Here is an 11,126-nt window from a genome sequence, read left to right on the forward strand (position 1 = left end):
GTGGGACAGGTGAGGGTTTTCGCTGTCGGTGGGGGTTTTCGGCAAGTGCATTTGGGGAATGGTTTTTATGCAGCGATTGCATCAGCCTCTTCGCGAGCAGGCTCGCTCCCACATTTGAAATGCGTATTCCTGTGGGAGCGAGCCTGCTCGCGAAGGGGCCAGCTCAGACCGCGAAATTCTCCAGCGAACACACCTCCTCATCCTCCGCATCAATCGCCTTGATCTGTTCGATCATCGCCTCGGCCAGTGGCGACAACCGATACCCCGCGCGGCTGACAATCCCATAGCGGGTGTACAGCTCCTCCAGATCATCCGCCAGGCCTTCGATCTTCAAACAGACCAGCTCACCCTTGGCCAGATGCAGCGCATCGGAATACGCGCCGACAATTCCGATCGCCTCCGAACGCAGCACCACGCTCAACAGCGTCGAACCGTTTTCGCATTCCACATTCGGGGTGAAATCAGGGCGGCCGCTGAGGTCGACGATGACCTTGCGCAGGTTCGGCGGGCGAATGCTTACGGCCAGTGGATAACTCAGCAACTGCTCGGCGGTGATGCGTTCGAACGCCGTCAGCGGATGCCCGGCGCGGCAGCAGAAATGCCATTTGCGCGCCCGCAGGCGGTGGGTCTGGTAATCCGGGTCGGCCTCGAATTGTCGGGTATCGGCGACGAAAAATTCGAACTCTTCGCTGAGCAGGCGTTTGCTCAGGCTCTGCCAGTCATCGACCAGAAACTGTACGCGCGCCTTCGGGTAGCGGCCGATGAATGCGCCGATCGCGCGCGGGATCAATCCGGCGGCTGGCGCCGGCCCGCAACCAAAGCGCAATTCCCCGGCCTCGAGGCCATTGAACTGGCTGATCTCATTGGCCATCTGCTGCGCACCGCTGACCAGTCGCCGCGCATGTTCGAGCAGCACATGGCCCTGTTTGGTCGGCGGCAATTCCTTGCGCCCACGGTCGACCAACTGGCAGCCGACGCTGTGTTCCAGTGCTTGGATGCTGCGGCTGAATGCCGACTGCGACAGGTTCACCGCCTGCGCGCCAGCGACAAAGCTGCGTTGCTCAACCAGAGCGATGAAGTGACGCAATTGGCGCAAGTCGATATGCATTTTTCACATAAAAAATATCCGGGAAATGCATTGGATATGCATTAGGTCGACTCCTTATAAAGGCAATCTCTTATGCAGTAAATATTTGTAAATCCATAAATAAATAACTGAAAAGAATATGCAGCACTGAAGATGTCTGTGTGTTTTTTGACCAGGAGCCGCGCCATGAGTCCGTTGAATCTCGCGTTACCCCCATCTCCCCGACGGCTCAAACGCCTGCCTTTGGCGCTGTTGCTGGCAGGCAGCGCCAGCTGGACTCACGGCTATGCCGCCGAAGCCGAAACCCCTCCGCCCGTCCCCGCAGACACAGCGGCGGCCAACGGTTCGCAGCTGGAAACCGTGACCGTCACCACGCGCCGCCGCGAAGAAAGTTCGCAAGACGTGCCGACGCCAATGAGCGTGGTCAGCGGGCAGAATCTGGAGACGCAGCGGGTTTACCGGATTCAGGATTTGCAGCAACTGGTGCCCAGCGTCAACGTCGCTTACATGCATGCGCGGCAGTCCAGCGTGTCGATCCGTGGCCTCGGTAACAACCCGGCCAGTGATGGCCTGGAAGGCAGCGTTGGCCTGTACATCGACAACGTTTATCTGGGCCGTCCGGGTATGGCAGTGTTCGACTTGATGGATATCGAGCAGCTTGAGGTCTTGCGCGGGCCGCAGGGCACGCTGTTCGGCAAGAACACCACCGCCGGGGTCATCAATATCAGCACCCGCGCGCCCAGTTTCACGCCTGAGCGCAGCATCGAAACATCGGTCGGCGAGGACGGTTATTTCCAGACCAAGGGCACGATTTCCGGGCCGCTCAATGATGAGTTGGCCGGACGTTTTTCCGCCTATCGCACGCGCAGTGACGGCGACATCAAGAACGAATATGACGGCCACGACCTCAACGGCGGCTCCCGCGAGGGCTTCCGCGCGCAGCTGTTGTTCAAGCCCAATGAAAATTTCAATCTGCGCTGGATCGGCGATTACAACGAAGAAGATTCCAGTGCCGGCACCCGCGTGCTGTACAACACCGGGCCGACCATCAACGGCGTCAATCTGTATGAATCGCGGGCCAGCGCGGCCGGGGCGACGCTGGTCAACGGCCGGCATCGCAAGGTCAATCTCGACAATGACCAGCACGTCACCGTGCATCAGGGCGGCACTTCAGTGGAAGCCAACTGGACGTTGCCGAGCGACTTCACCCTGACGTCGGTCAGCTCTTATCGTTTCTGGAATTTCACCCCGCGCAACGATGACGGCCTCAATGTGCCGGCCAGTTACAACGCCGGTGTGTCGGTGGAAGACAAACAGTATTCGCAGGAATTTCGCCTGGCCTCGCCCAAGGGCGAGTTCTTCGATTACGTGGTCGGCGCCTACTATTTCGGCTCGGACCTGGACAACAAATCCTTCGCCTATTACGGCCCGCAAGCGGATATCTGGAACGGCACGCCGGCAGGCGCCCTGGCCAACGTCAGCAGCGTCGGCAACGGCCATATCAAGACCGACAGTTTCGCCCTGTTTGCCCAAGGCACCTGGCACCTGAGCGAGCGGCTGGATTTCACCGCCGGGGTGCGTGGCACCTACGAGGAGAAAAACGCCTCGGTCAGCCGCAACGCGCCGCTCGGTGGCATGGCGGTGGCGGGTGCGGCAGCCAATGCGCGTCGCGGCCGTGCCGGCGTCTACGATTCCGGAGACTTGAATCAGTACAGCTCCAGCCCCTCGGGACTGCTCAACCTGAGCTATCGCATCACCGACGACATACTCGGTTACGCCACGCTGTCCCACGGCGAGAAATCCGGCGGGGTCAACCTTGCGGTCGGCTCCGCACCTACCGCTGGCGCCGACTCGTTATTGATCGGCACCGAGCGCGCCAACAACGCCGAACTCGGCTTCAAAAGCACCCTGTGGGATCGCCGCCTGCAACTCAACGCCAACGTGTTCTGGACCCAGGTCAACGCTTACCAGACCAACGCCTACGACGCCGCCAACCGCGTGCAATACCTGACCAACGCAGGCTCGGTGCGCTCGCGTGGCATCGAGTTCGAAAGCAGCTTGGTGCCGCTGCGTGGCCTGACCCTGAATTTCAACGGCTCGTACAACGACGTCAGCTACCTCTCGTACAAGGATGCGCCGTGCCCGCCGGAAGTCAGCCAGGCCCCGGGTGCACCGGCCTCGTGCGACCTCAGCGGCCATCAAGTGGTCGGCGCGTCGAAATGGATCGGCAACGCCAACGGCGAATACAAATGGAATCTGGCTAACGGCTTCGAACCCTACGTCACCGGCAGCTATGCGTTTCGCTCCAAAGCGGTGGGCACGGTCGAGGATTCCGATTACGGGCAGATACCCAGTTACGCGGTGGTCAACCTTTCCACCGGCCTGCGCGGCGATTTCAATCAGGGCCAGTGGGATGTCTCGCTGTGGCTGAAGAACGCCTTCGACAAAACCTACTACACGACCCTGTGGACCGGCGGTAACGGCGGCTATGAAGGCCTGCTCGGCACGCCACGGACCTTGGGGGTTACAGGACGCTACGACTTCTGATCGGGCTATCAAGGCGCTGACCTGGACATGGCCGTTCACCAATCCTCAGCGGCGCCGGCAAGCAGACGCAGCTGATCGACAGCGACGGCGGCAATGGCGCATGACGTCGGCAATCAGAGAACCAAAAACAGCCTTTTAAGGCGTTAACGGATGCCGTAGCCGAATACTTTTCATGCCGTAAAAGCATGGCGTTTATGGCAGATCGCTGCAGCCCTTGTAGTGCGCGGCTTCGGTAAAAACGGACGATCTGCATATTCCTTGAAGGCCTATGCATAACGTTAAAGATTGCTTTCGGTGATAAGCGTCCACAGCCAATGATTGCCCCATCGACTACGCCGTGGGGGCTTCAAGAATGGCGGGTCGATCGCTTTGGCTCGTAGAACGAAAGAGACCGCAGGGAGTTGAACAATGGGCAATGTCCAGACCGCCGTCAGCGCAGGGGAATTGCTGTGGCGGCACACGCCGGGTGGCGAACTGGTCGATCTTGGCCGGCCGCACCGGATGCCGTTGGGACAGTTGCGTTTGCAACGTGCGCCCAAGGGCATTTTGAGTCGGCGCGAAACCCTTCTGCTCGGTGTGCTCGCGTTGATTGTGCACGGTGCGGTGATTTATTGGGTCAGCCAGAAACCGACGCCGGTGCTGCCGGTGGTACCGCCGGAAATTCCGCCGATGACTATCGAGTTTTCTCGCCCGGCTCCGCCCGCGCCGCCGGTTGTTGCGCCGCCACCACCGGCGCCCGTGGTCGAGCCGCCACCGCCAGTGGAGGACGAGTTGGCGGTGAAACCGCCGCCGCCCAAGCCGATCGCCAAACCCAAACCGGTGGTGAAACCGCCGCCCAAACCGGCGCCAAAGGCAGTAGAGCAGCCGCCAGCGCCAGCGCCAGCGAAACCGATAGCGCCCGTCGCCGCACCAGCGCCGGCTGCGCCACCGGCACCGGCGCCCGTTACCCCGGCTTCAGCCAACGCTGCGTATCTGAAAAATCCGGCGCCGGAATACCCGTCGCTGGCCCAGCGGCGCGGTTGGGAAGGCACGGTGTTGTTACGGGTGCATGTGTTGGCCAGCGGTAAACCGGGCGAGATCCAGATTGCCAAAAGCAGTGGCCGGCAGCAGCTCGACGACGCAGCGCTCAACGCTGTAAAGCGCTGGAGTTTCGTTCCGGCCAAACAGGGTGATGTCGCCCAGGACGGCTGGGTCAGCGTGCCCATCGATTTCAAGATTCATTAAACCGAAACCAAATTCGCGCGAAATGTTTACACGAGGGAACACATCATGACGTTACTGGCATCTCCACTGGAATCCATCGAAAGCGCGGTGATCTGGCTGCTGGTGGTTTTTTCCGTCGCCACTTGGGGCCTGGCGTTGCTCAAGGCTGTGCAGTTCGGTCGTCTGAAAGCGCAGGATCGGCGCTTTCACAAACGTTTCTGGGCGGCGTCGAGTCTGGATGCCGCGGCAGAGTTGAGCGAAACCCAGCCCGGCGCCGCAGCGCGAGTGGCGCAGGCTGGCTATGCAGCGATCCAGGTGGGCGAGGCGCCGCAGGCGAATGATCTGAGCCAGGCGATCAACCATCAGGATCGCCTCGAGCGTGCCTTGCGCCAGCAGATCGTCCGCGAACGGCGTTCGCTGGAAACCGGTCTGGCGGTTGTCGCGAGTATCGGCAGCACCTCGCCGTTCATTGGTCTGTTTGGCACGGTGTGGGGAATCATGGAGGCCTTGAAAGGCATCAGCGCCGCCGGTTCGGCGAGCCTGGAAACGGTGGCCGGCCCGATCGGTGCGGCACTCGTCGCGACCGGCGTGGGGATCGCCGTTGCGGTGCCGGCGGTGCTGGTTTACAACTATTTTTTGCGAAGGCTGAAACTGACCGCCGCGGATCTGGATGACTTCGCCCACGACTTCTACAGCCTGGCGCAGAAGAGCGCGTTCCGCGTGCTGATCCACCCGACCGCACACAAAGTGGCAACGTCGGGCAACGCGGCAAAAGTGAAGGAGGCCTCCTGATATGGCCTTCTCCACGCAAGACACGGATGAGGTGCTCAGTGAAATCAACGTGACGCCGCTGGTAGACGTGATGCTGGTGCTGCTGGTGGTGTTTATCGTCACCGCGCCGCTGCTGACCAACGCGATCCCGATCAACCTGCCGAAGACCGAAGCGGTGGCGCCGGTCGAGCAGAAGGATCCGCTGGTGGTGAGCATCGACGGCGTCGGCAAACTGTTTATCAACAAGGACGAGATTCAGCCCGACTTGCTCGAATTCAACCTCAAGTCGGCCAAAGCCAAGGACCCGGAGGTGCGCGTGCAATTGCAGGCCGATGACGGGGTGAATTACGGCGAAGTGGCGCGAGCCATGGCTTCGATCGAACGGGCGGGGATTACCAAGTTGTCGGTGATTACTGCGCGGTGACAGATTTCGTTTTTCCGGGGCCGTCTCCTTGGCAGGGTGCGGCCCTTTTTTTGCGTTCAGTTTTTGAAAAGCCCCTCACCCTAGCCCTCTCCCGGAGGGAGAGGGGACTGACCGGGTTGTCTGGCGGCTATACACCGATATGAGAAATCCAGTCGAACTCAAGATTTGAAGAGCCTGAAGATCAGCTCCCTTTCCCCCTCGCTCCTTGGGGGAGAGGGCTGGGGTGAGGGGGAAGAAGCTTATGCCCTACACAGATCACATATTCGATACAGGTATTAATAAATAGCTTCTTATTCCTTAACGAATATAACTCCTCTCCCTATACTCGACCCGGAACAGACACGACGCAGGAGAGCTTCCCCATGCGCAACGAATCAATCCGCTACCTGATTGTGCCGGGCTGGCAAGGATCGCCAGAAGATCATTGGCAAAGCCATTGGCAGAACAGCCTGCCGAACAGCGCACGGGTGGAACAGGCCGATTGGCTGACGCCGCGTCGTGAGGACTGGGTCGCCGCGCTGGCCGAAGCGATTGCCGCCGACAGCACGCCGGTCATTCTCATCGCTCACAGCCTCGGTTGCATCACCGTTGCCCACTGGGCGGCGACAGCGCCGTTGCAATACCTGCGTCAGGTGCGCGGGGCGTTGCTGGTTGCGCCGGCCGATGTCGAGCGTCCTGCCTGTGCGCCGGCACTGCGCAATTTCGCGCCGATCCCGACGGATCTTTTGCCGTTTCCCAGTCAGGTCGTCAGCTCCGACAACGACGCCGCCGTCAGTGCCCCGCGCGCGCTCGAACTGGCACGCAACTGGGGGGCGGAGGCGGGGATTCTTGCCGGTGCCGGGCACATCAACGTCAAGTCCGGGCATCAGCGTTGGGAGCAGGGTTTCGCCTATCTCTATCGCCTGCAAAACCGCCTGGAAGACCACGCCCGCCGTCGCGCCTGATCTAATTTTTCAACGCCCCCGTCGGCTGGCGGTTTTGGGCGGGAGCCTGCCATGAGTTTTGAAACCTTCGGTCAGCCCTTGCTGACCTTTCCCGATGCGGAAAAGAGCCCCCTGAGCATTCGCGCCAAGGCGCTGGTGTTCGTCGACCCACGCTCGCGGCAATTGCGCGAGGAGTTGGAGCAGTTGGCTCCCCGTTCGATTTCAGTGTTGATTCGCGGTGAGACTGGCACCGGTAAAGAGCTGCTCGCCCGGCATATCCATCGCGCCAGTGACCGCAGCGGTCTGTTCGTTTCGGTGAACTGCGGCGCGATCAGCCCGACCTACGCCGACGCCGAGCTGTTCGGCTACGCCGCCGGCAGTTACAGCGGTTCGGCCAGCAGCCGCGCCGGCTGGTTCGGTTCGGCCAACGGCGGCACCTTGTACCTGGATGAGATCGGCGATTTGCCGCTGCCGATTCAGGTCAAGCTGCTCGCGGCGCTGGAAAATCACGAAGTCACCCGCGTCGGTGCGCATCAGCCGAGCCCCGTGGATGTGCGTCTGGTGGCGGCGACCAGCATCGATCTGGCCCAGGCCGTGGACGCCGGGAAATTCCACGAGCGTCTCTATCACTATCTCAGCGAGGGTCATCTGGAGCTGCCGGCGTTGCGCGCGCGGACTGGCGACATTCTCTCGCTCGCCGAGTATTTCCTTGGCATCTACAGCCAGCGTCTTGACCTGCCCGTACCGCTGATCAGCGAAGCGGCGCAACATGTGCTCGAACAACACAGTTGGCCGGGCAACACTCGCGAACTGGAAAACGTCATCCACTTTGCCCTGCTGGTCAGCACCGGCGACGAGATCCTGCCGGAACATCTGAATCTGCCGCCGGTGCTGACGCAGATCGAAAGCCAGATCAAACAGATCCTGACCACCGGCTCCCCCGCTGACCAAGCCGCGCTCAAGCAATTGATGGCGAACGTCAAACTTCTGTAGGAGCTGCGGCACGCTGCGATCTTTTGATCTTCAGCTGTCTCAAAGCCTTGAAAATCAAAAGATCGCAGCCTTCGGCAGCTCCTACAGTTGAGGTAGAGCTGTATGAACAAAATGGAATATGAAGCTGAATAAACGTTATTGTCCGGGAATAAAAAATCCGGGTATTGTCCGACCCACGCCAGCGATATCACTTCACTGGCACACGTATTAAATGCCGTCGTCGATGACGACCGTGATTTTCGATAAGGACACTGCATGAAAAAGGTTCTGTTGTTTACCGCATTGGCGGCTGCGCTGACGGCTTCTTTCGCCAACGCCGGCGAGAAACTGGTGGTTGCCGCAACGCCGGTGCCCCACGCTGAAATCCTTGAGCTGATCAAACCGACCCTGGCCAAAGAAGGCGTGGATCTGGAAATCAAGGTCTTCACCGACTACGTGCAGCCGAACGTACAGGTTGGCGAGAAGCGTCTGGACGCCAACTACTTCCAGACCCTGCCGTACCTGAACAGCTTCAACCAGGGCAAATACAAGGACGACAAGTCCAAGTACCTGGTGACCGTGCAGGGCGTCCACGTTGAACCGTTCGGTGGTTACTCGAGCAAGTACAAAACCTTGGCTGAACTGCCGGATGGCGCCACCATCGCCATCCCGAACGAAGGCAGCAACAGCGGCCGTGCGCTGATCCTGCTGCAGAAGGCCGGTCTGATCGAACTGAAAGATCCGAAAAACGCTCTGGCAACGCCGAAAGACATCGCCAAGAACCCTCACAAATTCAAGTTCAAGGAACTGGAATCGGCCCTGCTGCCGCGCGTGCTGAAAGAAGTTGATCTGGACATGATCAATACCAACTACGCGCTGGAAGCCAAGCTCAACCCGCAGAAAGATGCGCTGGTGATCGAAGGCGCTGACTCGCCGTACGTGAATTTCCTGGTGGCCCGTGAGGACAACAAGAACAGCGACGCGATCCAGAAACTGGCCAAGGCCCTGACCAGCCCGGAAGTCAAAGCCTTCATCGAGAAGAAGTACAGCGGCGCGGTATTGCCGGCGTTCTGAGCTGACGCTTGAGTGAATCCGCTTCAGACGTGAAAACGCCGATGGCCAGTGATGGTCATCGGCGTTTTTGTGTGTCTTGAAAAGCCCCTCACCCTAGCCCTCTCCCAGAGGGAGAGGGGACCGATTGGGGGATGCTGTAGAGGCCCGCCGACCTGTTCGTGCGTCGCTGAATCCATAATCGACTCGGTTCGTCAGGTCGATGTACGACGAAAGACACCACGGTCGGCCCCCTCACCCTTAGGGAGAGGGTTGGGGTGAGGGGCTTTCGACTTACGCTGTAGTCTTCAACGCCCGGCGCAACGCCCTGAGCAATTTCACAATGTCCTGCGGATCCAGCCGCTGCGGCACTTTTACGTCCATGTTGTTCTTCCTTGTGGTGGATGGGCCGGAGAGTCTGGCCAAAAGCTGTGGGTCCTTGGAGGTCTTTCCTGAAAAAAAGATCCGTCCTACAGCGCAAGGAAAAATAGCCGTCTTATTCCTTCCCGGCAAACCCGCAGAATAATGTTTAAGCGATATGAATGTGGGCAGCCCAGATGGGCTAAGCAAAATTCGGTCACCCAATATGTGCGCAAAGAGCTGAGTGATGACACCCGGCCTGAGAGTGTGATTGGTGAAGGGGGCAAGTGGTTGGGGTGATTGCCCGTTGGATCAGCGGTGAGGCTCGCCCCTCACCCCAGCCCTCTCCCTAGGGAGAGGGAGCCGATGTCTGGGCTTTTCAAAATCAGGTTCGACTTCAGGCTTTCAGGTCGGCGTAACTCTCGCAAACAACTCGGTGAAGTCCCCTCTCCCTCTGGGAGAGGGTTAGGGTGAGGGGCTTTTCGCTGGCACCCTCAATCCGGCCACTGCCACGCCGGCTCATCCAGCACCCGCTGCCCGACAATCCCGGTCTGCCCCAGCGTCTTCTCCAGCACGATGCAATTGCATTCCGGGTCTTCCTGCAACGCCGAGATCAATCGTCGCGCATGTGACACCACCCACACCTGACACTGCTCCGAAGCGCGAATGATCAGCCGCGCCAGCGCCGGCAGCAGGTCCGGGTGCAGGCTGGTTTCCGGTTCGTTGAGCACCATCAGCGATGGCGGTCGTGGGGTCAGCAGGGCGGCGATCAGCAGCAGATAACGCAAAGTGCCGTCCGACAGCTCTGCCGCTGACAGCGGTCGCAACAAGCCTTCCTGATAAAACTCGATAGCGAAACGGCCACCGGCCAACAATGCGATATTCAGCCGCGCGCCGGGAAACGCATCGCTGATCGCCGCGCTCAGTGCTTGCGGATCGCCAATCTCGATAATTGTCTGCAAGGCCGCCGCCAGATCACGGCCATCGTGGTGCAGGACGGGCGTGCGCGTGCCCAGTTGCGGCTGACGCACCGGCGCGTCGGCATCGCTGCGAAAGTGATCATAAAAGCGCCAGCGCCGGATGAATTCGCGCATCTGAAACACTTCCGGCGAGCTGCGCAGATTGCCGACCTGATCGAACAGGCTATCGAAGTTCGGTGTGTGTTGCGCCAGCACATCCCAGGCGCGACCTTCGCGGGCGCGGATCATCGGGCCGTTGCGGTCGACCAGCAGGCTCGCCGGGCGAAACACCGGGCCGGCCCAGATGCACTCACGCTTGATTTCCGGGTCGAGGGAAAAGCATGAAGTGCTCGGCTCCGGCAGGCCCAGGCCGATGGCGTAACTGAAATCCTCGCCGGCGAATCCCAGGCGCAACCTTTTCACGCCGTGGCGCACCGTCGGCTCGATCGCCACCTCACCGTTGCGCATGCGCCGGCTGATGGTTTCCGGCCCGGCCCAGAACGTCGATTCCAGCCCGCCCTCACGCGCCAGTGCATTGACCACACCGCCCTGGGCGGTTTCCGCCAGCAGGCGCAAGGCGCGGTAGAGGTTGGACTTGCCGCTGCCGTTTGGCCCGGTAATCAGGTTCAGGCGCCCGAGCGGAATCACCAGTTTGTTGATCGAGCGGTAGTTGGCCACCGCTAGGGTGTTGAGCATGAAATCCTTCTCCGGGTCACTGCGATACGCGGGCAGCATACCTTTAATGAGATAAATCTGGTGTTGGCGTCCGCAACCGTGGAACCCTGTTCTAAGCTCTGAAGTCGTATCGTCTCGACAGCAGCATTTAAGGC

9 protein-coding genes are annotated in these 11,126 nt (G+C 60.2%); 7 read left to right on the top strand and 2 right to left on the bottom strand.

Annotation, left to right across the window (positions count from 1 at the left end; all coding sequences use genetic code 11):
- Positions 1-163: 163 nt before the first annotated feature.
- Positions 164-1,108: a LysR family transcriptional regulator gene (locus tag AB9L16_RS00690; protein WP_056787027.1), complete on the bottom strand. Its 945-nt coding sequence runs from the start codon at positions 1,106-1,108 to the stop codon at positions 164-166.
- A gap of 165 nt (positions 1,109-1,273) precedes the next feature.
- Here AB9L16_RS00690 and AB9L16_RS00695 point away from each other — a divergent pair, with 165 nt between their 5' ends.
- From AB9L16_RS00695 to AB9L16_RS00725, 7 genes are all read left to right on the top strand, one after another.
- Positions 1,274-3,634, top strand: a complete 2,361-nt coding sequence (locus AB9L16_RS00695; protein WP_305381961.1) for a TonB-dependent receptor — start codon at positions 1,274-1,276, stop codon at positions 3,632-3,634.
- A 408-nt stretch (positions 3,635-4,042) separates the two neighbouring features.
- On the top strand, positions 4,043-4,858 hold the full coding sequence (locus AB9L16_RS00700; RefSeq protein WP_252877230.1) for an energy transducer TonB: 816 nt from the start codon (positions 4,043-4,045) through the stop codon (positions 4,856-4,858).
- A gap of 45 nt (positions 4,859-4,903) precedes the next feature.
- Positions 4,904-5,629 carry a MotA/TolQ/ExbB proton channel family protein gene (locus tag AB9L16_RS00705; RefSeq protein WP_041477454.1) on the top strand — a complete coding sequence of 242 codons (726 nt, stop codon included), beginning with the start codon at positions 4,904-4,906 and terminating at the stop codon, positions 5,627-5,629.
- A 1-nt stretch (position 5,630) separates the two neighbouring features.
- Positions 5,631-6,032 (top strand): biopolymer transporter ExbD, encoded by a 402-nt coding sequence (locus tag AB9L16_RS00710; protein ID WP_056787038.1) that lies wholly within the window; start codon positions 5,631-5,633, stop codon positions 6,030-6,032.
- A 362-nt stretch (positions 6,033-6,394) separates the two neighbouring features.
- The gene (locus tag AB9L16_RS00715) at positions 6,395-6,976 is read left to right on the top strand and encodes an alpha/beta hydrolase (RefSeq protein ID WP_041477456.1); all 582 of its coding nucleotides are present in this window, start codon (positions 6,395-6,397) and stop codon (positions 6,974-6,976) included.
- Positions 6,977-7,027: 51 nt separating this feature from the next.
- Positions 7,028-7,948, top strand: a complete 921-nt coding sequence (locus tag AB9L16_RS00720) for a sigma 54-interacting transcriptional regulator (RefSeq protein ID WP_236168242.1) — start codon at positions 7,028-7,030, stop codon at positions 7,946-7,948.
- Positions 7,949-8,203: 255 nt separating this feature from the next.
- Positions 8,204-9,001: a MetQ/NlpA family ABC transporter substrate-binding protein gene (locus tag AB9L16_RS00725; protein WP_056787041.1), complete on the top strand. Its 798-nt coding sequence runs from the start codon at positions 8,204-8,206 to the stop codon at positions 8,999-9,001.
- Between the two features lie 830 nt (positions 9,002-9,831).
- Here the strand turns inward: AB9L16_RS00725 and AB9L16_RS00730 are convergent.
- Positions 9,832-10,992 (bottom strand): AAA family ATPase, encoded by a 1,161-nt coding sequence (locus AB9L16_RS00730; protein ID WP_375122972.1) that lies wholly within the window; start codon positions 10,990-10,992, stop codon positions 9,832-9,834.
- Between the last annotated feature and the right edge of the window lie 134 nt (positions 10,993-11,126).

Origin of the sequence: Pseudomonas sp. LW8 (assembly GCF_041956865.1) — a bacterium.
Lineage (GTDB): Bacteria > Pseudomonadota > Gammaproteobacteria > Pseudomonadales > Pseudomonadaceae > Aquipseudomonas > Aquipseudomonas siliginis.